Raw genomic sequence first — 23045 nt, 5'->3', positions numbered from 1 at the left:
AGCCCAATCCAAGTCCAGGCTTTAGCTATGAGCCAGGGAGTTCACGTCCTGGTAATTGTGGCTAATCCGAAGCCAGATCAATGTCAGTGTCTTCGCCAAAATAGGTTTCTAAGACCCGCAGCACCATCGGGGCAGCGACGGCCCCACCGCCGCCGCCGGAATGTTCAGCAAATGACACGACTACTATTTCTGGATTATCGAGGGGGGCATAGGCCCCAAACCAGGCGTGGGATAGGCCAGGGGGAGCTTCAGCCGTGCCAGTTTTACCAGCGAAGGCAGGCACATGGGGCACATTCAGCGCAGTCGCTGTGCCACCGGTAATCACCTGCCGTAGCCCCCGGCGGAGCACATCCAGGGTAACATCGCTAAGCTCTAGGGATTCTTTCCAGTCGCGGTGCTCTTCGTTGTCTTTGAGCAAATGGGGAGTGACCAGGTGGCCGTCGTTGGCTGTGACCGCAAACATATTGGCCACCTGCAGGGGGGTAGCTTGTAGGAACCCCTGACCGATAGACATGTTAATGGCATCGCCAATCACCCATTCGAAGCCTACTTTTTCGCGCTTCCAGGCATCGTCGGGCACAAGTCCTGGGCTTTCCTCTGAAGCGAGCTCGATACCAGTTTTACGACCAAAGCCAAACCGACGGGTCATTTCAATTAACGTTGGCCCACCAATGCGCATGGCGATTTGATAGAAAAAGGTGTCAGCACTCCAGGCCATGGCCCCAGTAAAGCCCAGGGGGCCAAATCCAGCTCGGTTCCATTCCCCGAACTGTACCCCTCCCACCTGTAGATAGGGGTAAGTGGGCAGTACGGTATGGGGAGAGTACTGGCCAGACTCAAGTGCTGCCGCCGTCGTGACAATTTTAAAGGTACTGGCCGGCGGGAAGGCCTGCAAGGAACGGTTTAAAAATGGATGGTTGGCCCCTTGCAGCTGCCGCCACTGGTCTTCTGTAATCCGGGTAGTGAAAATATTGGGATCGAAGCTGGGCCAGCTGGCCATGGCTAAAATGGCCCCGTTGCGAGGGTCCATGGCTACGATCGCCCCCCTGCGCGTCCCCAGAGCCTCTTCAGCCGCTCGTTGTAGCTCAATATCTAGAGTGAGTTGGATATCTTGACCAGCGATCGCCGGTTTCTCGCCCAAAATGCTAATCACTCGCCCAGCACTATCCACCTCCACCTGCTGCCCTCCCCAGGTGCCATGCAACAGGTGCTCGAAGGCATATTCAGACCCCATTTGGCCGACCACATCCCCTAGGCGATAGCCCTGCTCTCGTCGTGCTGCCAGCTGTTGGTCGGTGAGTTCTCCGGTATAGCCCAGCACATGGGCCGCCAGGTCTCCGTTGGGATAGTTACGCACGGCCTCGGCTTCCAGACGCACCCCAGGCAGTTCGCTGATGTACTCCGCCAGGGCTGTGGCCTGGGCCGGACTAATACCTCGGGCAATGGTAATGGCCTCGATGGATTCATAACCCGCCTGGTCTAGCCGCTGCTGAATTTCTTCCGCTGGAATCTTGAGCACCGTCGAGAGCCGATCAATCACCCGAGGCCAATCGGACCGGGGCAGGGCAATGGGCCAGATAGATACCGCATGAGATAAGCGGCTGCCAGCTAAAATCTTGCCGTTGCGATCAAAAATTGTGCCCCGAGCCGGTCGCTCAGGCACTAGCCGAATCCGATTGCTGTCGGCCAACTGACGATTGCGATCGCCCTGCACCACTTGTAGCTGAAACAGGCGTAGCCCAAACGCCCCGAATAACACCCCTGTCACCAGCAGCATAAACACCACCGCCTGAAAGCTGCGGCCAACGGTGCGACCCCGCAGGGTATTGGGCACAGGAGGAAGATTTTGCAGTAAAGCCATAGGGCAAACAGAGCGGCAAAGCGATCGCAGCCTCCCATTGTATAGCACCGCTAACGATTGTTAGGCCCACCCTGGGCCAGTGGCGCTAATGACCTACATACAAAGCCCCTGTGTATAGGACGTCAGTGGGGCTGACGGCGGAATTGGCGGCGGTGGGTTTGGTCAGGCTGGGACGGCCACTGTGCTCGGGTTGAGGCTGCACTAAAGTCAGGGGCAATCGCCGGTTGAGCCCCGCCTGAGGCTCATCTTTCTCTGCGGGCTGCCCCTCCTCCAGGGTGGGTGGGGCGACATCAATGGGTGCCGGGACGGGAATGGGGGGGGCTGAGAGGCTGGGGGTGGGAGGGGCGATCGGCACGGGTGCTGGGGCCGCTGGGGCGTCTACGGCTGACGGCGTCAGGGGCTCTGGTGGGGTGATCACTGCTGGACTGGGGGCTGGGGCCGCCGGTGTCGGGGCTGGCCCAGGCACCGTCTCGATCCGCCTGGGCAGGGGTGGGGCAGATCGTCCTCCGGGGATGGTTCTGGGTCCGGCCCCAGGCATGGCAGGGGTCTGATCCGGTAGCGGCACCGCGTCTGTTTCGAGTTCAGAAGCTAACCTCTCTTGAGCCTCGAGGGCATCATCTGGGTCCTCTGACGTCGTTGGCTCTAAGGGCTGGGTGGCCCGCTGTAAGGCCCGCTGGCGAGCCTGTTCTTGGGCAACAATGTCCCGCCGCCAACCGGCTATGGCCGCCTGGGCTTCGCTGTAAAGGGCTCGATCCGTAGCTACCGTGGCTGCTGTGGCGATCGCCTGGGTGAGTTCGCCGCGATCGGCCATGGCCTGAGCCCGATTGAGGATGGGCCGATCTTCAATCGCCTGAATTTTGTTGGTCCAGACGTAAATCCAGCTTTGGGCCTCTCCCCGCAAAGCCCGGTGGAGCGCCACTCCATTGGCAGACTGAATAGCCGCCTGAAGCCCATCAATAGTTTCTGCTTGGGCTAACTGGTGGGCTTTGACCAGGTAGGGCCGATCTTCGATCCGCTCCATTTCTTGACGCCAATGGGCAATCATGGTCTGGGCCTCAACCCGGCGGGGGTGACCGATGGGGACTTTTTGAGCTTGGGTGATAGCAAGCTTGACGGTGTCCAGATGTCTAACCTGGCCGATGGCCTGGGCCAGTTGCAGCTGAGCCAGGTCCCCCAGGTAGGTTTGCCAGGTGGCTACATTGGATTGAGCCTGACCGTAGTACGGGCTATCCGCCGGGATCTGATTCGCCACCATCATCGCCTGATAGAGCTTGATCAGCTGATCGGGGGCACCCCGCCAGGTACTCAGGCTGGTTTGGGCCTGTTGCCGTGACTCACTCAACCAAATCAGTTCTTGGGCCACTTTGGCCCGTTGGGGGTTGAGCGCCGCCTGACGCCCCAGTTGGGTAGCGGTGGCCAGATCAGCCCCATACCATTTATCTAAAGCCAGGGTCAGCAACAGGTCGCTCCAGCGGTTTAGATAGGGCTGGGCGTGGGACCAGGCATAGGTGGATGGATCGATTTGACTAGCCTTACTGAGAGCCGCCCCCAGGCGATCGGCACCTCCCGGAGCGGCCTGGGCGATCGCTTGATCGAGCAACGTCTGGGCTTGACGCTCCTGGCGAATTTGTCGTGACAGAGCCTGCACCTGCTCTCCGCGCCAGTAGGGATTACGCAGATCTGACAGGGCCTGCACCTGTTGGGATGCCTTGGCCCAGTCTTTAGTTTGTAAAGCCTCCTGGGCGATCGCCATAATCGCCTCACCGGTTTCCCATTCAGCATTCCAGCTATCAAGGACCGCCTGGGCTTGATCATAGACAGTGCTATGGGCCGGGATATGCCCCACCAGCGCCCTAGCATCGTCGAGTTGGCCCGCCTGTAACTGTTGATTAGCTGCCTGAAGAGCAACCCGAGACCACTGATCGACCAGAGGCTGCACCTCGTAGTACAGGGGATGGTTAGTTTCCCAGGCGGCGATCAGGTCTAAGCTGGCTAGAACATCATCTAACTGGCCCGACTCAGCTGCGATTTGGGCGCAGTAGAGCTCTGCCCGATCGCTAGTAATGGATGCGGTATTGTCGCAGTTAGCCACCGGGGGCAGATTAATTAACCAGACAAAGGCCCCCACCGCAGCCCCAGTCGCGAGCCCGCAGCTAATCAATGCAATCAGTAGCCACCGCCAGCTCTGGTTTGCTTGGGGGGTGGGAGGGATGACCTCTGGCAGAGCCATCACCCCATCGGCTCCTTCCATCTGCAAGGAGAACGGGTCTATATCTTGGGGAATGCCCCGAGGATAGGACCCAGGGCGATGGGGCTGATTCAGCATCCTATTTGGGTTCCTTGATAATGGCGTAGGTTTAAATCTACTTAGATCTTCTCAGAAGAAGATAAAGACCCGTCAGGATTTCTTAGTTTTTAACGAAAAACTGATTTGATCAGCAGCCCCCGACCCCCAACACTCTCTCCAATGGCTCAGCGTTAAGGTCTACTTGTTTGTGCTACTTGTTTGTGCTACTTGTTTGTGCTAACTGATCCGGCGATCGCGGCTAATCTCTACCGCCACCTGGCCAGCAAAGTCAGGGATGGGGGGGTGAAGTTTAGTCAGCTTGACCCTTACCCGCTGTAGCCTGGGGTCACTGGCCAACGCCGCGGCGGCGATCGCCCCTGCCAGACGTTCAATCAAGGCAAATGTTTGCTGACGAATGATTTGCTGAGTCTGGGTAATCACCAGGCGATAGTCGTGGGTATCGCTGAGGCGATCGCTCTGGGTGGCGGTCGCCAGATCGAGATAGAGGGTAACCTCCGCTTCAAACCACTGGCCCAGCACAGTTTCTTCAGGCAGGGCACCGGTATAACCGTAGGCCCGAATACCCGTTAGGTGGATAGCGTCCATAAAAACATAGGAGTAGGTCAGAACGACGCTAGCAGGAAGTGTCTCCCGGTTCCAACCTACTCGTATCTATCCGGTAACGCCTTGGCTACAGCATCCGCTCTTCTTGGGGAGGGAGGGCGCTGTCGTCAAACACCTCATTGGCGTCGGGGGTGATGGTCAGCCCAAACCCTTCAACCACCTGGGCAATCGTCACGGACAGGCGATCGGGATCAACACCGCCAATGCCGATACTGTCCACTTCAGGACCCAGGTAAAGCCGGTCCATGGCGATGGACATACGCTCTGACTCGATCGCCACATCAAACAGCTCGTCATCGGCCAATTCCGTGACCACCGCTAGGGCCGCATCCGGGTCCTCTAGGGCCACCTTAAGTCCTCGCAGGTAGGCCGCCACAAACCCTTGCACCACCTCCAGGTTCTCCTCTAGAAAGTCCTTACGCACAATCAAGGCGTTGCCGTAAAGATCGAGGCCATAATCGTTGTAATAAAACACATTCAGCTCTTCCGGGGGCAGACCTAGCTTTTGGTGCAGCACTGGCAGGCAGGAGATGGAAAAACAGGAAATGCCATCGGCGTTCCCCTGGGCCAGCAAGCTTTCCCGCAGTTGGGGCTCGACGTTAGTCCATTCCACGCTCTCAGGATCGGCTCCCACCTCCTGGGCTAGCACGGGCCACAGCCGCCGGGGGCCATCCCCAGCCGGGGCAGCCAGGTTAGCCCCTTCTAGCTCGACGGGGGTGTCAATGCCTGACTCGGCCTTGGTGACAATGGTGAAGGGGGAGCGGTTGAACTTAATGGCCACCGCCACCAGTTGTTCGTCGGGGTTCTGTTCGTTGAACTCAATCATCGAGTACATGTCCCCCTCGCCAATGTCGTACTGGCCAGCGGCCACTTTGGTAATCGAGTCGGCGGACCCAAAGCCCCGCTCAAAGGTAACATCTAGCCCTTCTTCAGCGAAATAGCCATTTTCTAGGGCGATCGCCAGGGGAGCATCGACCCCTTGGAACAGCCAGGACAACGTAAACCTAACTGGAGTCAACTCGGCGGTTTCGGCGGCGGTTTCTGTATCTTCGCTGGCGGTAGGCTCAGTGGTCGTCACATCCGTGGCACCGCCGCAGGCGACCAAGCCAAGGGTAGCCGCTAACAGCAAAGAACTCGCTAAGGAACGAATCGGCATCATAATCGGGGACACTCCGTTACCAATTTGACCAAATTTAAATCGTCCTCTACATATAGTGGCTGTATACAGAGAAATTAGTAACCTGCACTACCAACGCCAGGAAACCTGGGGGCAATTCTCAAGATGCCTGGGGTGCGATCGCTGCTAATCTCTGCCAATTTCCCCTGTGACGGCTGAAGCCATGACCTTTAATACGTTTCTGAAAACTCGGCTGGCGGCTTACGTGCTACCCACAATCGCCCTAGTCGTCCTGCTGATAGCCTGGGAAGCCGCCAGCCGATTGATGCAGGTGCCTACATTTATTTTGCCTGCCCCTACCGATGTGTGGGCCGCCGCCCAGGCCTACAGCACCACCGTCTGGCGCAATAGCATCCATACCCTCACCACCACCATGATTGGGTTTTTGCTGGGGTTGCTGCTGGGAGTATTTTTAGGGTTTTTAATCGGCTATTCCCGCTTGGCCTATGTGGTGTTGTACCCGTTGCTGGTGGGGTTCAATACGATTCCCAAGGTGGCCCTGGTGCCGTTGCTGGCCATCTGGTTTGGCATTGGGGCCGTCCCCGCAGTGATTACCGCCTTCACCCTGGCTTTCTTCCCGATTGTGGTGAATGTGGCGGCAGGGTTAGCTACGGTTGAACCAGAAATGCAAGATGTGCTGCGCTCCCTAGGAGCCTCCCCCTGGGAGGTCTTTCAAAAGGTCGGCTTTCCCCATTCCTTACCCTACCTGTTTGCCTCACTGAAAGTGGCTATTTCCCAAGCCTTTATTGGTTCGGTGATTTCTGAAACGGTGGCCTCTAACCGGGGAATTGGCTATGTGATTGTTACCGCCAGCTCTAGCTTTAATGTACCCTTAGCCTTTGTGGCCATCTTAGCCCTGGCCGCCATGGGAATTTTACTGTACGGCTGTTTTGCCCTGATTGAGCAACGCACCATTCACTGGGCCCGCTAAGTCAGGGGCGGGGTTCTGTACCAACCGGTTCGCCGCAACGAGGGATGAGGAATGGCTCCCGATTACAACCAACCTAGGGACGAGATCACGTCCACTGCTCGATCTACTACCTGGGTGATTGCCCTTAGTAGTGGGCTGATTGGGCTGGGGGTATTGGCTATTCTCATGCCCACCCTGACGTCGGCGATATTCACCTCGATGATTGGGTGGATTGCCTTAGTTGGCGGCGGGCTGCAACTGATTGAGGCGTTTAAGGCCAAGCCGGTCAAGGGGTTTTGGCTGAATTTAGTTGTTGGGGCACTATATGCGATCGCTGGCCTGTACATTGTGCTAAATCCGCTGCTGGCCACCGCTGCCCTGACCCTGGTGTTGGGCTGGCTGTTTACAGTGGAGGGAATACTGACTATCGCCATGGCCTTTGGCCATCGGGCTGGACGAGCGCTGTCGTGGCTGGTGGTGCTGAACGGTGTGATCACCCTAATTCTGGGGATTTTTACGCTTAACCAATGGCCCATGACCGCTTTCTGGGTGATTGGATTTTATGTGGGCGTCAGCTTGGTGTTTAGTGGCGTGTCTCTCTTGGCAGCTGCCCTTGATTTGCGCAAGCGGTTGCCTTAAGGAGCTTCTGGAAAATAGTTTCCCAAATAGTTTTCCCAGTGGTGGGCGCAGCCAACCCTAACAGGGAATGTCATGCACACGCCTCGCGTTTCTAGTGCTTGCAAAACGGGTCTACAATCCCCTGTTTCCCACCTACGTTAAAGTAAAACATAGTCCCTATCGTTCTGAGCCAGATATGACCAGTTATCAAGCCGCTGGCAGCCCCGCCTATGCCCTGGAAGAAGAAGCCTGGTGGGTACAGCGCTGGGTCGACCTGCTGAACTCCTATCGCTTCAAAAAGCGGTTAGAGCGGGGCCGGATTTACGCCCGAGAAGGTAACATTCTCAGCCTGGAGTACAAGGGCTCTAAGGTGACGGCCCTGGTGCAGGGCACCGCCGATGAGCCCTACAAGCTATCCATCTGGCTGGATGCCTTTAGTGATGAAGATTGGAACTATGTGATCGACTCCCTTTCAGAGCAGGCTTTGTACTCGGCCCAGCTGTTAGCCGGAGAAATGCCTGAGGAAATCGAGGCGGTCTTTACCGCCAACGGGCTCAGCCTTTACCCATTCAACCTGTCAGAGGTGCACTCAAAGTGCAGCTGCCCCGATCCTAAAAACCCCTGCAAACACATCGCAGCCGTGTACTACCAACTGGGGGATTTTTTCCGAGAAGACCCATTCGTGTTATTTCGCTTGCGGGGGCGCAGTCGAGACAATATTTTGGAGGCGCTGCGCCAAAAGCGACAGATCAGTGCCTCAGCCCCTGTGGCAGCCATGGATCAGGCGACGCCAGATACCCCTGTTGATGTTGATAGCGGGGAAGATAGTCGTAGGCCCAATTTGTCCCAGTTTTGGACCTACGACCTACCCCTAGATGCCGATTTGGTGGTGATTACCCCATCGGATACGACGGTGCTAGATGTGTTGGGCAAAATTCCGCTGCCACCCGACGATGCTCCTGCGGTCATGGGTCATTTGCAGGAAGTGTATCAAACAGCTGCTCAACAGGCCATGGTCAAAGCCTTAGGATAGCCGCAACCGCTGCCTAAGCTGCTCTGGTCAAAGCTAACAATCGTTTCAGGCCAATCCAACCAATGGTGCCAAAACCAACGGTTAACAACAGGCTAGTGATCGAAATGCGTATGCCTGACTTCCAGGCTTCGGCCCTAACTCGGCGCTCCGCTTCGGTACGGCGGGTGCCAATCTCCGTTTGAATTTGCTCTCTGGCCTGGTCAGCTTGCTGCTGCAAGAACTGGGACAACCCTTCAGGGTCATCTTGATACTGACTAAAGTCTTGGGGAATTTGGCCAGTTTGAATTGCTTGGGAGAGCAAATCCTCATCTTGCAGCAAGGCTCCCAACTGGGACTGTTGTTGGCCGAGTTCAGCGGCTAACCGCTGTTCAAATTGGGTGGCGGCTTCGGTAGCTTCGCGATCCACCTGCTCTAGGGCTAGTTGGCTAGACAGCCGCACAGTGTTTAGATTTAGCAGCGCCAGCAACAGATAAGCCAACCCCAAAACACTGGCTAAGACACAGACCCAAAACCGCAGGTCCTTAGTCAGGGTCTTTTTGACGATCGCTCGACCTACCCGGCCATCAATCCAGTAGCCAGTGAGCAGCAGGGCCGTACCCACGAGAGGCACAATGCCGCGTTCAACCATTTGGGTAACGGTCGCCAGCTGCCATTGGGCGTCGGCGACATTGGCGGGAATCAGCAGAATCACATAGTCCAATAGGGCGGACAGGATAGCCACAATCCCCACCACCTTGAGGGCGATCGCAGCGAGGGGAGAGACCACCGGAGCAGAAATAGCAGGTTCAGAGGTCATAGATGTTGTGGATTGCTACAGGTATCCATTCTGCCTGGAGATGGCATCAAACTGCAAAAACGCCACAAATCCATCGCCGTTTTAGTAGCTCAGCAGGGCAGCCTGCCAGATGGCATAGCCCTGACGGCTAAGGTGCAAGCCGTCGGTGGTGAGCTCTCGCCTGAGTTGGCCTTGGTCGTCGGTAAAGGTGGCTTGCAAATCTAAGAAGTCGGCACCGCGCTGATTGGCGACATAGGCTAAATGGCGATTGATCAAGGCAATGCGATCGCGCGGCAAACTCTCCAGTCGGGTCGGCAAAATCGAATGCAGGATGACTCGCGCCTGGGGATGCTGCTGCCGTAGGTGTAACAAAATCTGATTGATGTTTTGCACCACGTCGCCATCGGTGGCCCCCTGCCTGAGATCGTTAATGCCCGCCATCAGGTGGATGGTATCGGGACGGGTACCGGCGAAATCGGGCAACCGTTGTCGGATCTGGTGAGTGGTTTCCCCAGAAATGCTCTGGTTCAGCCAAAAACGATTTTGGGGCAGGGTGTCGGCGGGTAGCCAAAGGGCCAGGGAGTCTCCAATGACCAGGGTTAATCGATTTGGCCCCTGGGCATGGGCCATCACGGCCGCTTCTCGGGCCAGCAGCGATCGCCACTGGCTATGGGTGGGTGACTCGCCGTCCCCCTGCCACTGGTTCACATAGCGCTGGGGTGGGGTGCGGGTAAACAGTTGGCCTGCCCCCAGGGCCGCCTGCCGAAACCGATACATCTGGCTACCGTTGGTGGGTCGCGGCTGGGTCGCCCAGGCGGGTTGGGGGGTAGGAGGAGCTAGTCGGCTAATTTGTGGAGTCAGCGCAGCGGGCATGGCCCGGGGGGGCGGGTTGGGGACAGCAGATCGGGGGGGAATGGGTGGCCTGGGGGATGGCGTCTCCTCGGGGTGCAGCGGTAGGGACATGGGAAAGCCCGAGTCAGCCGAGGCCGAGGTCGGTTGGCTGGCCTGAGCCGACCTCGGCTCTGGGCGATGCAGGCCTGTACCCGCTGTAGTCTCCTGTGTCGCCATGGGACAGGCTAACGGGTTACTCGTCGTCGGATCGATCTGACGGTTCCACACCGGACAGGCCAGAGATCGTCGGGGGGAGGGCACCACCTGGGCCAGAGTTTCTGGTGCGGCAGGTGAGACGGCAGGGGTGGTAGAGGGAGTATCCACAGGGGCGATCGCGGCCCTGGCAGCCTGAGTCATCCCTGCCAGTGGTTCTGGCCCTGGGGTTATGCAGTCAGCCCATAGCTGAACGGCCATTAAGCAGGCATCCATATCCCTTTCCTACCTTTGCGCGAACTCCTAGGGCATGTTTCAGCGGGAAAGGGGGCTGGTCAGGATAAATTGATCGGGTTTATTCAGGAAAATTGATGACGGCAGCAATTCTCAGTATGACTTGACTGATTGACGAAAGACCGCTCAGGCTGAGCTTGTCGAAGCCCGTTCACCCTTCGACAGGCTCAGGGCGAACGGCCAATTTACCAAAATGAGAATTGCTGTGATGACTGTCAGCCCCTTGACACCGGGGCAATTCAATTACGATAATTAAAGACTGTGTTTATACGCTCGGATCAGGTTCCTAAGGCCGACATGGTTTGGATATGCCTGGGCAAGGTTGGCACCTGTACGGCGATTATGAGGTAAAGCAATGACATACGCAATTATTGAAGCCGGTGGCACCCAACTGCGGGTAGAGCCAGGTCGGTTTTACGATATCAATCGCCTGGCGGTCGAGGCTGACGAACAAGTGACCCTGGATAAGGTGTTGTTTGTCAGCAACGATGGTGAAGCGATGGTGGGCCAGCCTCTGGTGGAAGGCGCTACCGTAACAGGCACTGTGGTCAGCCATCTTCGGGGTCGCAAAATTATTGTTTACAAGATGCAGCCCAAAAAGAAAACCCGCAAAAAGCGGGGACATCGCCAAGAGCTAACCCGGGTGATGATTGATGCCATTAACCTGAATGGCCAGGTAATTGCGGGTGCAGCGGCTGAGGCGACGGCTAAAACTCAGCCTGCGGTGGCGGCAGAGACGACAGAAGAAGTAGCGGCTACAGAGGCGGCGGCTCCAGCAGCAGACGTGGTCACGGCAGACAGCTAAACGCTTGAAAGAACGCTAAATTGGAATAGGCAAAGGCCATTAGCGCTGAGACAAAATCGCTTAGGGAAAGGAGAAAATCATGGCTCATAAGAAAGGAACAGGGAGTACCCGTAATGGGCGCGACTCAAATGCTAAACGCCTGGGCGTGAAGCGCTATGGCGGTGAGAACGTCCTGGCTGGGAATATTTTGATTCGTCAGCGGGGCACCAAAATTCACCCTGGTAGTAATGTCGGTCGAGGCAGCGACGATACCCTGTTTGCCTTGGTAGACGGCATCGTCACCTTTGAACGGCGCGGCAAGAACCGTAAGAAAGTAAGTGTCTACCCGGCAACTACCTCGGCCTAGTCCAGCGGGTGAGTATCGGTTTAGTACAAGAAAAGCACAGAGGCACACATGACCGTGTGCCTCTGTGCTTTTTAGGATATTTTTTGGGGCAGTTGCCAACTGCCCTCTACTGCTGATACCAAGCCGCCAGGGCCAGGGCCAGGGCGTCTGCGGCATCGTCTGGGCGGGGAATGCGATCGAGCTCTAGTTCCCGAGCTACGGCCTGTTGGACATCTGCTTTGTCGGCATTGCCATAGCCTGTTAGGGCTTGCTTCACCTGGGCTGGGGTAAATTCTATAAAGGGTAACTGGTATTGTGCCAGCACCAGGACAATCACCCCTCGGGCCTGGGCTACCAAAATTGTGTTGCCCATGCGGTAAAAAAACAGCTTTTCCAGGACAACTAAGTCAGGCTTCACCTGGTCGATCAGGCTATGGAGATCGTCGTAGATGGTGCACAGGCGATCGCCCACCGGAGTCTTAGCTGGGGTTTCAATCACCCCAAAGTCAACCACAGTCGCCTCGGCTTGACCGGGGGCACCCGTGGCAGTTGCTTCAATCACACCAAACCCTAGGATTGCTAAGCCTGGATCTAACCCTAGGATACGTTGGGCCATTGGCAATTGCTTAGGCTAGCGGGCTCCCACTGGCTGGCGACCATTGATCGCCGCCTCGTCAGGATCGGCCAAGCCGAACACCTGGCAAAACACTTTTTCGACCTTGTAGCCAGAATCCATTCCTTCCAGGGGGTCTTTACGCAAGCGGTGACGCAGGCAAAGCACAATCACCCGTCTGATGTCATCTTGGGTGACCTCGTTGCGGCCTTCGTAAGCGGCGATCGCCTTGGCCGCTCGGTTGGTAACAATATCTCCCCGCAGACCGTCCACATCTAACTCAGAGCACACCTGGGAAATGCGTACCCGATCGTCGTGGTCGATGGCGACCGAACTCAAGCGTTGCTGGGCTTCGACTAGACGGGCTTGCAGGGTGGCTTGTTCAGCCTGGTGTTGGGCTAAATAAGTCTCTGGATCTTGATCAAACTCGGAGCGTTGCTCTACGATCTGCACCCGCAGTTCTGGGTCACGGACAGTGCGAATTTCGGCATGCATGCCAAAACGGTCTAACAGTTGAGGACGCAATTCCCCTTCCTCTGGGTTGCCAGAACCCACCAGCACAAACTGGGCCGGGTGTCGGATAGAAATCCCTTCCCGCTCTACGGTGTTCCAACCAGAGGCGGCAGAGTCAAGCAACACATCCACCAGGTGGTCGTCGAGCAGGTTAACCTCATCCACGTACAAGATGCCCCGGTTAGCCTTAGCCAGCAACCCCGGTTCAAAGGCTTTTACCCCCTCTGACAGGGCCTTTTCAATGTCAATGGTGCCGCATACCCGATCTTCAGTGGCCCCCAGGGGTAAGTCCACCATCGGCACCTTTTTGTGGGCCACGGGAATATCAGTGGTGCCCCGCTCAGCCACCACATCAGGATCCTGGGGGGACCGGCTAAAGGGGTCGTCGGCAACCACTTCTATTTCTGGCAGTAAGTCTGCCAGGGCACGAATGGTGGTGGACTTGCCGGTACCGCGATCGCCCATAATCATGACCCCGCCAATTTTGGGATCAATGACGTTCAACAGCAGCGCCAGCTTCATGTCATCTTGACCAATTACAGCGGTAAAGGGAAACACGGCGCGCCGGGGCGGCATAGACGACTTAGACGGGGCTTGAACGGTAGAACTCACTGGCGTCTCAAGGATTACAGCAAAAATGAATCAACCTTCATTGTGCCATAGTGTCTACGCCACAACAGACAAACTGCTGCTAAAGAGCCAGTAATTGGTCCAGGGCATCCAGGGCTTCGCACTGGTTGTTGGGGGCAGGGGCTGTGCCAGATCTCCCTACCTCTATACCCTCAGGGCCAGAGCCATAGGAGGCCGTCGATGGTTCCATGAAGGTGGCCCTGGGTAGGCCGCCGACTATTCCAGAACGGCCATAGAGATAGTCATCGCAGTACTTGCGAAATACCGCTTCCACCGCAGCACGGGTATTTTTGAGGCCCCACTCATTGGCAATTCGCTCAGCTTTTTCCAGCACATCCTGGCTGAGTCTTACTTTGTTGTCATGCATAGTTGATTATCTCCAGTCAGCAAAAACAAACCGCGTACATTGGCAAACTGGGGATCCCCCATGACCGCAAACAGCTCATGGCCCTGTAGTCGCTCAGTAATCAGATGGGAGCCACCCCCTGTGACTAAAAAGCGGGTGACCCGAGGCATATAAGGGGTGTACTGGGCTTTGACTGTCTGAAAAATGCCTTTAAACCAGGGGTCTAGGTACTCATCCAGCCAGTCGGTCCAGGCCAATCCGGTGTCAGCATAGAGGTGGCCCACCCGAAAGCCGTCCATCACAATGCAGGGATCGGCACTGCTGCCCAGGTGGTCGGTCAGCCGGTGGTCAAAACTAATGGCCGTGGCCAGTTCATAGGTGCCCCCCCGGTCCATGATGTTTTCATCGATCACTTCCCCATCGGCATCGACCAGACGGGTGAGCCATGTCCCCCCGCCAATGTCAATCACGATGGTGTAGCCGCTGGTGGGGATCATCCCCTGGGTTTTGGCGTAATAGTAGGCACCGATGCCTTCCCGCTCCAGGGTGACAGATTCCACCGTGACCCGAAAATCAACGCCATTACGGGTAAATTCGTGAAGACCCAGCAGCTGCTCTTCCATAGGTTCTCCATGGCGGGCGGGGTCAGGGGTCGATACATACAGATGCAGGCCATACTCAGACACTTCCCCGTCTAGGGGTTCTAGACAGGCGTACAAATGTAGCCGAGCCAGTTCCACCTTGTTTTCAATCACAGTCTGCTGCTGACGCCGGTATTTGTACGCCTGAGCCCCAAAGTGATAGCGGCGACCATCGGGCAACTCAATCAGCGGCGAGGCGTCGGAGTAGCTGACGGCATCGCGCCCCTGGGGCAATTGGTAACGGACGGAGCGAATCGCCTTGGGATGCCCATGGCCGTTGTAAAACTTGAGGTCGTAGTTACCGGCATCTAACGCCAGCACTGGCACAGCAGGACTGGCCGCCCGAGCGCTGCGGGTGGTTTTAGCTGAGGCCTTTTGGCTTGCCGTGGCGCGGCGTCTAGACGAAGTAGCAGTGGTCATAACACAGCCTTGGTAAGACAACAGTGGGAACGGTTGTACCCATAAGTACACATGCACTGATAATAATTCAATTGTACTGGTGTGGCAAGGGGGAGTGGGGGTGATGGGTGGTGGGGTGATGGGGTGGTGGGGTGGTGGGGTGATGGGGTGAAGAGGTGGTGGGGAAGGTGGGGAAGGTGGCGTAGGGGCGGACCTGTGTGTCCGCCCTGGGGAGGTGGGGGAGATGGGGAATTTTGGATTTTGGGTTTTGGATTTTGGAGGGCTTTGCCCTTCCCGAGAGATATTTTGAATGCGTAGCGTGGGTTAGGCGGGCGGCGTTAGGGCGATCGCAGGTCACCTGAATTACCGCCGTAGCCCATGACTGGGGGCACAGACGCACCATAGGTTTGCTTATGGGCGTCATCACGAAAAGCGATGGTGTTCTGGATGACATTCCACCACAAACTTGGCTGATCCCCCTTGTCAAGGAGTACCGACGGCCCCAAACTGTAGAGGTGACACGGATATATCCAGTTAGATCATTTAGATCATTCGCGGGGATCATCGAGGGGATCTTGTGAAATCAGTATTGGCGATTATTTTGGGTGGTGGTGCCGGCACTCGCCTCTACCCGCTGACCAAATTCCGGGCCAAGCCAGCGGTGTCTTTGGCGGGTAAGTACCGGCTGATCGATATTCCGGTCAGCAACTGCATCAACTCCGACATTCAGCAGATCTATGTGCTAACCCAGTTCAACTCGGCGTCCTTGAACCGGCACATTAGTCGTGCTTACCAGTTTTCCCAGTTTACTGAGGGGTTTGTGGAGGTGCTGGCTGCCCAGCAAACCCCTGAAAGTCCTAGTTGGTTTCAGGGGACGGCGGATGCGGTGCGCAAGTATCTATGGTTGTTTGACTCCTGGAATGTGGAAGACTTTGTGATCCTCTCTGGGGATCACCTCTACCGCATGGACTACAGTCTGTTTGTGCAGCGTCACCGGGCTACCAATGCGGATATCACGTTGTCAGTGGTGCCCATTGGCTACAAACAGGCCTCCGATTTTGGCCTGATGAAGGTGGATGACACCGGTCGGGTGGTTGACTTTTGTGAAAAGCCCAAAGGGGATGCCCTGGAGCAGATGCGGGTGGATACGACATCCTTGGGGCTGAGCCCAGAACAAGCTCAGGAGCAGCCCTTTATTGCTTCCATGGGCATTTATGTCTTCAAAAAGCAGGTGCTGATTGACCTGCTGCGCAAAAATCTGGACCAAACCGATTTCGGCAAGGAAATCATCCCCTCTTCAGCGGCTGACTACAATGTGCAGGCCTATTTATTTGATGGCTACTGGGAAGATATTGGCACGATCGAGGCCTTTTACGAGGCAAACTTGGCCCTCACCATGCAGCCTCAGCCGCCCTTCAGCTTTTATCACGAAGATGCACCTATCTATACTCGGGCCCGTTACTTACCCCCCAACAAGCTGCAAAACTGTGAGGTCACAGAGTCCAGCATTACTGAAGGCTGTATTCTTAAGAACTGCCGAATTCACCATTCGGTGATTGGGCTGCGTCAGCGGGTTAATGCGAATTGCACCATTGAAGACTCGCTACTGATGGGCGCTGATTACTACGAACCCCTCTCTGAAAGTAGCCAGAGCCTGACCCAGGGGAAAATTCCCATTGGCATTGGGGAAGGATCGACCATTCGGCGGGCGATTATTGACAAAAATGCTCGCATTGGCCGCAATGTACATATTGTGAATAAGGAAAATGTAGAGGAGGCTGAACGGGAAGACCTGGGCTTCTACATTCGTAGCGGTATTGTGGTGGTCCTGAAGAATGCGATTCTGCCTGATGACATGGTGATCTAACTTGGCATGGCTGAGTCAGGAGATGATCATCCCTTGTTCCCCCACGGTCACTCTCCTGGCGATGCTGCTTTGCTACTGTTGGTGGGGCTCCCAGGCAGCGGCAAGTCTTTTTGGGCGCAACAATTTGTGACGGCTCAGCCTGGCTATCGGGTCGTATCGACGGATGCGATTCGGGCTGCTCTCTATGGCAGTGAAGCGGTGCAGGGGGACTGGCAGCAGGTGTGGCGTCAGGTGCTAACCCAGTGGCAGCAAGGGCTGACAGCCATCCATCAGGGCCAAGCGGTGGGGGTGATCTATGACGCCACCAATGCCCGGCGTCGGTATCGTCGAGAGGCGATCGCGGCTGCTCGTACCCTGGGTTTTACCCAGATCACCCTGGGCTGGTTTGACCTGCCCCTGGCGGTGGCGCTTGCCCGCAATCAAACGCGATCGCGGCAAGTTCCCCAGGCCGTGATTGAGACCATGCATCGCCAAATGCAAGCCGCCCCCCCGACCCTGGAGGAAGGGGTCGATCGCATTGTGAAGCTACCTTAGCGGTTCACGGTTCACGGTGTGATGGTGGGGTGGCGCCATCGATCAAGGGGGATTGTCTGCTGGTTCATGGCAAACCGTAACCCTGCTTACCACTTTGATCCCCGCAGCCTGTAGGCTATTGGCTAGGTTTTGCGGAGTCATGGTGGCTATGAATATGCGTGCGATCGCGGCGGCGGGTCTATGTTTTGTCTTGGTGGCGGGCTGTCAGACCACCCCAGATACCACCACCACCGACCCGGAGGGGGTGACCGCCCCTACTGCCGACGCCGACACCCTGCGCCTGCTGTACTGGCAGGCCCCAACCATTCTCAACCCGCACCTGTCCAGCGGCTTTAAAGACTCAGAAGCCAGTCGCATTACCCTGGAACCCCTGGCCAGCTTTGACGCTGACGGCGACCTGGTGTTGTTTCTAGCGGCTGAAGCACCTAGCTTGGAAAACGGTGGGGTGGCCGCCGATGGCACCTCAGTGACTTGGCAACTGAAGGACGGGATTCAGTGGTCGGATGGCACCCCTTTCACCGCAGCAGATGTGGTGTTCACCTACGAGTTCATTGTGAATCCAGAGGTGGCCACCACCAGTGCGGGCAACTACGACATGGTAGAAACAGTGGAAGCCCTGGATGACACCACCGTCCAAATCACCTTCAAGGAACCGAACCCGGCCTGGTACCTGGTGTTTACCGGCACCAACGGCATGGTGTTGCCCCAGCACATCTTTGCCGACTATAACGGGCCTAATGGTCGTGAAGCCCCTGGCAATACCATGCCCATCGGCACTGGCCCCTACCGGGTCACCAGCTTTGTACCTGGGGATGTGATTCTCTATGAGCCCAACCCCTATTACCGGGAGGCCGACGATCTCGCCTTTAGCCGGGTGGAGCTGAAAGGGGGCGGCGATGCGACTTCGGCGGCCCGGGCGGTGCTGCAAACTGGCGATGTGGACTATGCCAACAACTTGCAGGTGGAAGCGGCGGTGCTGCAACAGCTAGAGGCGGCGGGTCAGGGCTCCCTGGTGACCAATTTTGGCTCTCTGGTCGAGCGGATCATCATTAACTTTACGGACCCAAACCAGGCCACTGCCGAAGGGGAGGTGTCGAGCCTGGAGTTTCCCCACCCGTTTTTGAGCGATCCCCAGGTGCGCCAGGCCCTGAACCTGGCGGTCGACCGGGACACGATCGCCGAGCAGCTCTATGGCCCCACGGGCCAGCCCACGACGAATTTTCTGGTGGCCCCGGCCCAGTTCGAGTCTGCCAATACCAGCTATGACTATGATCTGGCGGCGGCGGCGACCCTGCTGGATGAGGCTGGTTGGGTGGATAGCAATGGCAACGGCATCCGCGATCGCGATGGCCAGGAGATGAGAATGGTGTTTCAAACCTCCGTCAACCCGGTACGCCAAAAGACCCAGGAGATTGTGAAGCAGTCCTTTGAGGAAATTGGCGTTGGGGTGCAAATTAAAAGCATTGATGCCAGTGTGTACTTTTCCAGCGACCCCGCTAACCGCGAAACCCTGGATCGCTTCCAGGCGGACTTGCAGATGTTTGCCACGGGCAACACCAACCCCGACCCCGGGGCTTATATGCAAACCTATACCTGTGACGAAATTGCCCAACAGGAAAATAACTGGTCTAAGGGCAACTATGCCCGCCACTGCAACCCGGAGTACGATGCCCTCTGGCAGCAGTCTACCCAGGAGCTAGACCCGGCAGTGCGGGAAGACCTGTTTATTCAAATGAATGACCTGCTGATTGAAACCGCTGCTGTGTTGCCGATTGTGCATCGGGCGGATGTGTCGGGGGTGAGCAATCGGCTGGTGGGGGTGAATCTGACCCCCTGGGATTTGAGTACCTGGAATATTGCGGAATGGCGGCGACCCTGAGCGACTGGGGTGGGGGGATGCCTGGCCCAAAAAAACTTGATCAATTTGTTTGACAAACGCCCCCCCGCAGCACACAATAGAAATCGCCCGATCACCAGGGCCTGTAGTTCAATTGGTTAGAGCACCGCCCTGTCACGGCGGAAGTTGCGGGTTCGAATCCCGTCAGGCCCGTTTTTAATCTGTACCTGGTGCCCAGGCTCCGCCTGGGTGCCTTACCCGAGGCTCTGCCTCGTAGAGGTGGAAGAGGCAGAGCCTCTAGGACAGCATTCCCAGGCAGAGCCTGGGAACGAGAATGGTAGATGTGTGGTAGGTACAAGGCGTTCCGTATCACGGTGTTCCCCCCTAGGGAACTCTGTCAACAACTCTACCGCTGAAAGTTATGGGACGCTCTTGCTACCAAGTCATTGGCTCACAGCCCCACTTTATGACCTGCTCTACGGTTGAATGGATACCTCTTTTCAGTCATCCTCAACTGGCTGCAATTCTGCTGGACTCCCTACAATTTCTACAAGACCAGGACCGCCTTACCCTGCACAGCTATGTGGTTATGGAGAATCACATCCACCTGATCGCATCGGCTGAGGATTTATCGAAGCAAATCGGCCAATTCAAATCGTTTACAGCTCGATCAATTGTGGATTGGCTCAAGACGAACACTCCTAAGAGCTATTGGTTGGAACGGTTGGCCACAGCAAAGTTAGCTCATAAAACTGGACAGCGGTACCAGGTTTGGCAGGAGGGTAGCCATCCCCAGGTGATTACCTCTGAGGATATGCTGCGGCAGAAGATAGCGTATATCCACAACAATCCGGTGAAGCGAGGATATGTGGATGATCCGGCCCATTGGCGCTATTCGAGTTGTCGGGACTATTTGGGGGAGACGGGGCTTTTGCCTGTGAGCATACTGGGGTGAGGCAGGCCTCCTCTGGGCGGCGGAGCCGCAAGGGGGGCGCCCAGGCGGAGCCTGGGCACCAGAGACCAGTGAAAGATTGTTGCCAGTAGGTCCCCTAAGGCCATTGGGCACATACCTCTCGCATCGCCTCCAGGCAGAACTCTACCGCTACAAGCATCTTAGTCTTGTTGCAATCGAAGTTGTTGTGGATCTTCGTCATATAGCTCTGGTACAACCAGCCATAACCACATGCGGCACTTAAACAAGCGCAAGGGTAGCAGTTCCTCAGGGAAAGTTTGCTCTCCATGCCCTTGCCAATGGCCCAGATGAGCCAGCTGCTGTTTGGCGCAGGGTGGGCAGAGATCCCCAGGGTTGCCCTTGTCTGGACTGTAGCCGGGGGCGTTCTCATCAAGAGGTACCAGGTCAGGCAACCGCCCATTTTGGGCATAGGCACAGGGTTTACCATTCAGCTCTGCTGAGATTAGCCCAGAGCAAATGAGGTTGTCGGGATAGATTTTGCCGTCAGCAGAGATGAAGAGAGCTTTGGGGGGATGACTGGCATCACTCATGGAGAATACCGATAGGAGGTCTGACATCAGGAGTACACCTGATCTGATATCGGTATTATGTGGGCTCACCACACAAAAAGTCAATAACGTTTTATGGATCGGCTGAGGGTTCTGGGAAGTTGGCCTGTTTGGCCAGTAGGCTCAAAAGCTTGCATTTAGAGCGGTCGGGTTCGTATTTGCTGTTTTCCCATTCGCTCACGGTTTCCCGACGAACGCCTAGCTCGTTAGCAAACCGTTCCTGGCTAAGGCCCTGAAAAGCTCTCAATGTCTTTATTGAAGAGGCATCCCAGGTGATTTCACCGTCTTTTCGTTGGATGTTGTAGGTGGCTTTAAAGGTTTTGAAGGTAACGGTCTGTTGAACTAAATCTACGGCCTGAACCTGGTAACCCGCACTCACCCAGGCTCCCGCTTGAAGGGCTTTGAGGCTATCTCGATTGCTCCACCAGTTTCTTTTTTTACGGGCTGAGCCAGGCAGCGAATTACCCATCAGAGCTTCGATTTCGGCAAAGGTCAGGGTAACCCCTTCTTGATCACAGCCTTGTAGATGCTCGAATAGGGGATAGTACTTGCTGCCAGGTTTCATGCTGACTCGCCAACTACTTGTAGAACTTCGGTGTAAAGCTGCCTATCAATCCAGAAGCCAACCTGCTCAACTAAGGCATCAAGTAATGGTTTGACTTCTGAAATTAAGTCATTGCGTTTGGCGGCAGTGAGAATGCCCAAAACTCCTGTAACTTCTAGCCCTAACCGCATAGCAATCGCTCTCCCCAGGCGCTCATCCATAAGGACTCGACCGGCATTTAACTCAACAGCAAGGGCAATCGCCTCTGCTTCTCCTGCATCGAGTTCGGTTCTTAAAGTACTGATAAATTCTTGGTCAGTCGCGGTTTGAATTTTAATCCAGGCTGTAGTCGGTACAGCCTTCGCACTAGCATCGGTATTGCCAACATGGGTAATTTCGTTAAAAACTGCCTTTGGAATCACGATTTCGTTATAGAGCTGGCCAAGTAAATCGAGTTGGCCAATTGTGGACAGGTAGAAAATAGGCGACGTGTTACTGACTACGATCATTGCCAGTCGTTCGCCTCTAAAGTTCTTAAGTCTTGTCGAAAATCTTCAATGCCGTAGTGAATAGGAATTTTGCGACTGCCCAAAACTCGCTGAAACCCTAGTTGATTCATGCCTGCAAACTGGCTGGCCGTGCCCAGGGTAATCTTTTCCTGCTGAAACAGCAGAATGGCAATTTCTAGCTTGAGATCGGCTTCTGATATATGCGCTGTTTGTAAAAATTCATCGGGAATAACTAAACTCATGGCTTTAACCTGCTGCAAAGAAAGAATTGGAGATGCCCTCAATCAATTGGTTATGCTGCATAAAGCACCCTATCGCTCATGGGCTTCTTCTCGATCGAACTTATAGTCAGCAGGCAACTTAGCGGAATATTGCTCAGCCCACTTCAGAAAACTCTGGATGCGCTCTGATTGCTCTAGCTCAACTTGCGAAGGAGAATCTGCTTCCACCAGAATTAGGGTGAGTTTTTGGCCTTCCAGAGCAGCGTCGAGTTTTTCATCGAGTACCAAGTTGCCATTGTGGTAGGTTGCATGCAGTACTTTACTCATAGGTTTATCTCCCGGTTGTCTCACGTTATTGTTCAGTCGCGTCAATCACCTCTTCACCTAAAATCATTCGTTATACTAGCACTTTTACCGTTGAAACAATGACCTGGGATTCGTGCCTTAATCTTTTTCCCTCAGATCTTCCTTGCTGAACTTTCCGTGCAATCATACCTTGTATATCCTGGGGAGGAGTAGCTATTTTAAGGGCAGATATGTCATCTGGATAAATTTCAGTTTATCCCGTTGCTCCTCGATAGCGCTGCCAAAATTGTGCCTGTCCAAGTGAGGAGTTTAAGGCCATTGGGCACACACCTCTCGCATCGCCTCCAGGCAGAGAGGCAGCGTGTTCTGGCCACCTAATCGCGTGAGGGTATCTTTGAGGTCTGGAAAACTGCTAACAAAAGCTTCGCGGTTTTGATAGGCCAACGTGTCTAAGCACTGAGCAAAGCAAGCAATATCCACCTGCATCTCTTCTAAGCGCGGGAGGAGACCCTTCCAGGCAGAGGCACTGTGATACTTGTCACCAAATTGCTCTACCAGGCTGAAGGCATTTGGCAGTAGCTCCGGTGGCAGCTGTTTCGCCAGTTCACTCAGGGCCCTGGCGCGGTAGGATTCATCGCGAATCTGACAGGTCACTTCCAGCGCCTCCGGCAGCAGCTCCAGGGGCAGCTGTTTCGCCAGTTTACTCAGGGCCCTGGCGCGGTCGGATTCATCGTGAATCTGACGGGTCACTTCCAGCGCCTCCGGCAGCAGCTCCGGCAGCTGTTTCGCCAGTTCACTCAGGGCCCAGGCG

At 55.8% G+C, this 23045-nt stretch carries 25 protein-coding genes, 1 tRNA gene and 1 pseudogene; 10 read left to right on the top strand and 17 right to left on the bottom strand.

The genetic code is table 11. The annotated features are described in order from the left end of the window. Positions 1–61: 61 nt before the first annotated feature. The 4 genes from mrdA to E1H13_RS21585 all read right to left on the bottom strand — a co-directional run bounded on the left by mrdA (position 62) and on the right by E1H13_RS21585 (position 5931). On the bottom strand, positions 62–1861 hold the full coding sequence (gene mrdA / locus E1H13_RS21600) for a penicillin-binding protein 2 (RefSeq protein ID WP_169616560.1): 1800 nt from the start codon (positions 1859–1861) through the stop codon (positions 62–64). 85 nt (positions 1862–1946) lie between these two features. Beyond that, on the bottom strand, positions 1947–4187 hold the full coding sequence (locus E1H13_RS21595) for a hypothetical protein (protein ID WP_169616558.1): 2241 nt from the start codon (positions 4185–4187) through the stop codon (positions 1947–1949). Positions 4188–4385: 198 nt separating this feature from the next. Further along, positions 4386–4754, bottom strand: a complete 369-nt coding sequence (gene folB / locus E1H13_RS21590; RefSeq protein WP_169616556.1) for a dihydroneopterin aldolase — start codon at positions 4752–4754, stop codon at positions 4386–4388. An 85-nt stretch (positions 4755–4839) separates the two neighbouring features. After that, positions 4840–5931: an ABC transporter substrate-binding protein gene (locus E1H13_RS21585; RefSeq protein WP_206070819.1), complete on the bottom strand. Its 1092-nt coding sequence runs from the start codon at positions 5929–5931 to the stop codon at positions 4840–4842. A gap of 181 nt (positions 5932–6112) precedes the next feature. Here E1H13_RS21585 and E1H13_RS21580 point away from each other — a divergent pair, with 181 nt between their 5' ends. The 3 genes from E1H13_RS21580 (at position 6113) to E1H13_RS21570 (ending at position 8510) form a co-directional block, all read left to right on the top strand. After that, positions 6113–6880, top strand: a complete 768-nt coding sequence (locus E1H13_RS21580; protein WP_169616573.1) for an ABC transporter permease — start codon at positions 6113–6115, stop codon at positions 6878–6880. 51 nt (positions 6881–6931) lie between these two features. Beyond that, complete coding sequence (locus E1H13_RS21575) at positions 6932–7498, top strand: HdeD family acid-resistance protein (RefSeq protein WP_169616554.1); 567 nt, start codon at positions 6932–6934, stop codon at positions 7496–7498. A gap of 175 nt (positions 7499–7673) precedes the next feature. Continuing rightward, the gene (locus tag E1H13_RS21570) at positions 7674–8510 is read left to right on the top strand and encodes an SWIM zinc finger family protein (protein ID WP_169616553.1); all 837 of its coding nucleotides are present in this window, start codon (positions 7674–7676) and stop codon (positions 8508–8510) included. A gap of 13 nt (positions 8511–8523) precedes the next feature. Here the strand turns inward: E1H13_RS21570 and E1H13_RS21565 are convergent, their stop codons facing one another. Both E1H13_RS21565 and E1H13_RS27465 read right to left on the bottom strand, forming a co-directional pair. After that, positions 8524–9306 (bottom strand): HpsJ family protein, encoded by a 783-nt coding sequence (locus E1H13_RS21565; RefSeq protein ID WP_169616551.1) that lies wholly within the window; start codon positions 9304–9306, stop codon positions 8524–8526. An 81-nt stretch (positions 9307–9387) separates the two neighbouring features. Beyond that, on the bottom strand, positions 9388–10605 hold the full coding sequence (locus E1H13_RS27465; RefSeq protein ID WP_169616549.1) for a GDSL-type esterase/lipase family protein: 1218 nt from the start codon (positions 10603–10605) through the stop codon (positions 9388–9390). 373 nt (positions 10606–10978) lie between these two features. Here E1H13_RS27465 and rplU point away from each other — a divergent pair, with 373 nt between their 5' ends. Beyond that, positions 10979–11428, top strand: coding sequence for a 50S ribosomal protein L21 (gene rplU, locus E1H13_RS21555; protein WP_169616547.1), 450 nt, complete (start codon positions 10979–10981; stop codon positions 11426–11428). Between the two features lie 79 nt (positions 11429–11507). Continuing rightward, entirely contained in the window at positions 11508–11774 is a 267-nt protein-coding gene (gene rpmA / locus E1H13_RS21550; RefSeq protein WP_169616545.1) for a 50S ribosomal protein L27, read from the top strand. Between the two features lie 106 nt (positions 11775–11880). On the opposite strand, the gene ruvC is transcribed toward rpmA, so the two are convergent. From ruvC to E1H13_RS27760, 5 genes are all read right to left on the bottom strand, one after another. Continuing rightward, entirely contained in the window at positions 11881–12369 is a 489-nt protein-coding gene (gene ruvC / locus E1H13_RS21545; RefSeq protein ID WP_169616543.1) for a crossover junction endodeoxyribonuclease RuvC, read from the bottom strand. Positions 12370–12384: 15 nt separating this feature from the next. After that, positions 12385–13455: a magnesium chelatase ATPase subunit I gene (gene bchI, locus E1H13_RS21540; protein ID WP_169616571.1), complete on the bottom strand. Its 1071-nt coding sequence runs from the start codon at positions 13453–13455 to the stop codon at positions 12385–12387. 115 nt (positions 13456–13570) lie between these two features. Beyond that, the gene (locus E1H13_RS21535; RefSeq protein ID WP_169616523.1) at positions 13571–13876 is read right to left on the bottom strand and encodes a hypothetical protein; all 306 of its coding nucleotides are present in this window, start codon (positions 13874–13876) and stop codon (positions 13571–13573) included. Next, on the bottom strand, positions 13858–14916 hold the full coding sequence (locus E1H13_RS21530) for a ParM/StbA family protein (protein WP_169616541.1): 1059 nt from the start codon (positions 14914–14916) through the stop codon (positions 13858–13860). Before E1H13_RS21530 ends, E1H13_RS21535 begins: the two co-directional genes overlap by 19 nt. 317 nt (positions 14917–15233) lie before the next feature. After that, positions 15234–15359, bottom strand: coding sequence for a hypothetical protein (locus E1H13_RS27760; protein WP_256378548.1), 126 nt, complete (start codon positions 15357–15359; stop codon positions 15234–15236). A gap of 113 nt (positions 15360–15472) precedes the next feature. On the opposite strand from E1H13_RS27760, the gene E1H13_RS21525 reads away from it, so the two are divergent. The 5 genes from E1H13_RS21525 (at position 15473) to E1H13_RS21505 (ending at position 20088) form a co-directional block, all read left to right on the top strand. Further along, positions 15473–16762, top strand: coding sequence for a glucose-1-phosphate adenylyltransferase (locus E1H13_RS21525; RefSeq protein WP_169616539.1), 1290 nt, complete (start codon positions 15473–15475; stop codon positions 16760–16762). 6 nt (positions 16763–16768) lie between these two features. Then, positions 16769–17296 (top strand): AAA family ATPase, encoded by a 528-nt coding sequence (locus tag E1H13_RS21520; RefSeq protein ID WP_169616537.1) that lies wholly within the window; start codon positions 16769–16771, stop codon positions 17294–17296. Positions 17297–17444: 148 nt separating this feature from the next. Then, complete coding sequence (locus tag E1H13_RS21515) at positions 17445–19175, top strand: peptide ABC transporter substrate-binding protein (protein WP_169616535.1); 1731 nt, start codon at positions 17445–17447, stop codon at positions 19173–19175. Between the two features lie 97 nt (positions 19176–19272). Continuing rightward, a tRNA-Asp gene (locus E1H13_RS21510) sits at positions 19273–19346 on the top strand. 208 nt (positions 19347–19554) lie between these two features. Then, entirely contained in the window at positions 19555–20088 is a 534-nt protein-coding gene (locus E1H13_RS21505; protein WP_169616534.1) for a transposase, read from the top strand. A gap of 158 nt (positions 20089–20246) precedes the next feature. Here the strand turns inward: E1H13_RS21505 and E1H13_RS21500 are convergent, their stop codons facing one another. From E1H13_RS21500 to E1H13_RS21475, 6 genes and pseudogenes are all read right to left on the bottom strand, one after another. Further along, entirely contained in the window at positions 20247–20663 is a 417-nt protein-coding gene (locus E1H13_RS21500; RefSeq protein ID WP_206070817.1) for a hypothetical protein, read from the bottom strand. 64 nt (positions 20664–20727) lie between these two features. Further along, positions 20728–21219 (bottom strand): helix-turn-helix transcriptional regulator, encoded by a 492-nt coding sequence (locus E1H13_RS21495; protein ID WP_169616530.1) that lies wholly within the window; start codon positions 21217–21219, stop codon positions 20728–20730. Then, the gene (locus tag E1H13_RS21490) at positions 21216–21707 is read right to left on the bottom strand and encodes a DUF3368 domain-containing protein (protein WP_169616528.1); all 492 of its coding nucleotides are present in this window, start codon (positions 21705–21707) and stop codon (positions 21216–21218) included. The genes E1H13_RS21495 and E1H13_RS21490 overlap by 4 nt, the downstream gene beginning before the upstream one ends. Continuing rightward, positions 21704–21949 carry a UPF0175 family protein gene (locus E1H13_RS21485; RefSeq protein ID WP_169616526.1) on the bottom strand — a complete coding sequence of 82 codons (246 nt, stop codon included), beginning with the start codon at positions 21947–21949 and terminating at the stop codon, positions 21704–21706. Before E1H13_RS21485 ends, E1H13_RS21490 begins: the two co-directional genes overlap by 4 nt. Before the next feature lie 69 nt (positions 21950–22018). Beyond that, positions 22019–22255, bottom strand: a complete 237-nt coding sequence (locus tag E1H13_RS21480) for a hypothetical protein (protein ID WP_169616524.1) — start codon at positions 22253–22255, stop codon at positions 22019–22021. 288 nt (positions 22256–22543) lie between these two features. Further along, positions 22544–23045: pseudogene (locus tag E1H13_RS21475) on the bottom strand (hypothetical protein); the annotation flags it as partial.

The organism is Nodosilinea sp. P-1105 (assembly GCF_012911975.1).
Lineage (GTDB): Bacteria > Cyanobacteriota > Cyanobacteriia > Phormidesmidales > Phormidesmidaceae > Nodosilinea.
Note: the sequence above shows the minus strand (reverse complement) of the source record. Positions and strands in the feature narration are given on the sequence as shown.

Coding starts and splice junctions, on each gene's coding strand:
- E1H13_RS21565 (WP_169616551.1), bottom strand. CDS start 9,306: ATGACCTCTGAACCTGCTATTTCTGCTCCGGTGGTCTCTCCCCTCGCT.
- E1H13_RS21570 (WP_169616553.1), top strand. CDS start 7,674: ATGACCAGTTATCAAGCCGCTGGCAGCCCCGCCTATGCCCTGGAAGAA.
- ruvC (WP_169616543.1), bottom strand. CDS start 12,369: ATGGCCCAACGTATCCTAGGGTTAGATCCAGGCTTAGCAATCCTAGGG.
- E1H13_RS21575 (WP_169616554.1), top strand. CDS start 6,932: ATGGCTCCCGATTACAACCAACCTAGGGACGAGATCACGTCCACTGCT.
- E1H13_RS21500 (WP_206070817.1), bottom strand. CDS start 20,663: ATGTCAGACCTCCTATCGGTATTCTCCATGAGTGATGCCAGTCATCCC.
- E1H13_RS21485 (WP_169616526.1), bottom strand. CDS start 21,949: ATGAGTTTAGTTATTCCCGATGAATTTTTACAAACAGCGCATATATCA.
- E1H13_RS21515 (WP_169616535.1), top strand. CDS start 17,445: ATGAATATGCGTGCGATCGCGGCGGCGGGTCTATGTTTTGTCTTGGTG.
- rplU (WP_169616547.1), top strand. CDS start 10,979: ATGACATACGCAATTATTGAAGCCGGTGGCACCCAACTGCGGGTAGAG.
- E1H13_RS21585 (WP_206070819.1), bottom strand. CDS start 5,931: ATGATGCCGATTCGTTCCTTAGCGAGTTCTTTGCTGTTAGCGGCTACC.
- folB (WP_169616556.1), bottom strand. CDS start 4,754: ATGGACGCTATCCACCTAACGGGTATTCGGGCCTACGGTTATACCGGT.
- E1H13_RS21595 (WP_169616558.1), bottom strand. CDS start 4,187: ATGCTGAATCAGCCCCATCGCCCTGGGTCCTATCCTCGGGGCATTCCC.
- E1H13_RS21495 (WP_169616530.1), bottom strand. CDS start 21,219: ATGAAACCTGGCAGCAAGTACTATCCCCTATTCGAGCATCTACAAGGC.
- E1H13_RS21480 (WP_169616524.1), bottom strand. CDS start 22,255: ATGAGTAAAGTACTGCATGCAACCTACCACAATGGCAACTTGGTACTC.
- E1H13_RS21490 (WP_169616528.1), bottom strand. CDS start 21,707: ATGATCGTAGTCAGTAACACGTCGCCTATTTTCTACCTGTCCACAATT.
- E1H13_RS21505 (WP_169616534.1), top strand. CDS start 19,555: ATGGGACGCTCTTGCTACCAAGTCATTGGCTCACAGCCCCACTTTATG.
- bchI (WP_169616571.1), bottom strand. CDS start 13,455: ATGCCGCCCCGGCGCGCCGTGTTTCCCTTTACCGCTGTAATTGGTCAA.
- E1H13_RS21535 (WP_169616523.1), bottom strand. CDS start 13,876: ATGCATGACAACAAAGTAAGACTCAGCCAGGATGTGCTGGAAAAAGCT.
- E1H13_RS27465 (WP_169616549.1), bottom strand. CDS start 10,605: ATGGATGCCTGCTTAATGGCCGTTCAGCTATGGGCTGACTGCATAACC.
- E1H13_RS21580 (WP_169616573.1), top strand. CDS start 6,113: ATGACCTTTAATACGTTTCTGAAAACTCGGCTGGCGGCTTACGTGCTA.
- rpmA (WP_169616545.1), top strand. CDS start 11,508: ATGGCTCATAAGAAAGGAACAGGGAGTACCCGTAATGGGCGCGACTCA.
- E1H13_RS21520 (WP_169616537.1), top strand. CDS start 16,769: ATGGCTGAGTCAGGAGATGATCATCCCTTGTTCCCCCACGGTCACTCT.
- mrdA (WP_169616560.1), bottom strand. CDS start 1,861: ATGGCTTTACTGCAAAATCTTCCTCCTGTGCCCAATACCCTGCGGGGT.
- E1H13_RS21530 (WP_169616541.1), bottom strand. CDS start 14,916: ATGACCACTGCTACTTCGTCTAGACGCCGCGCCACGGCAAGCCAAAAG.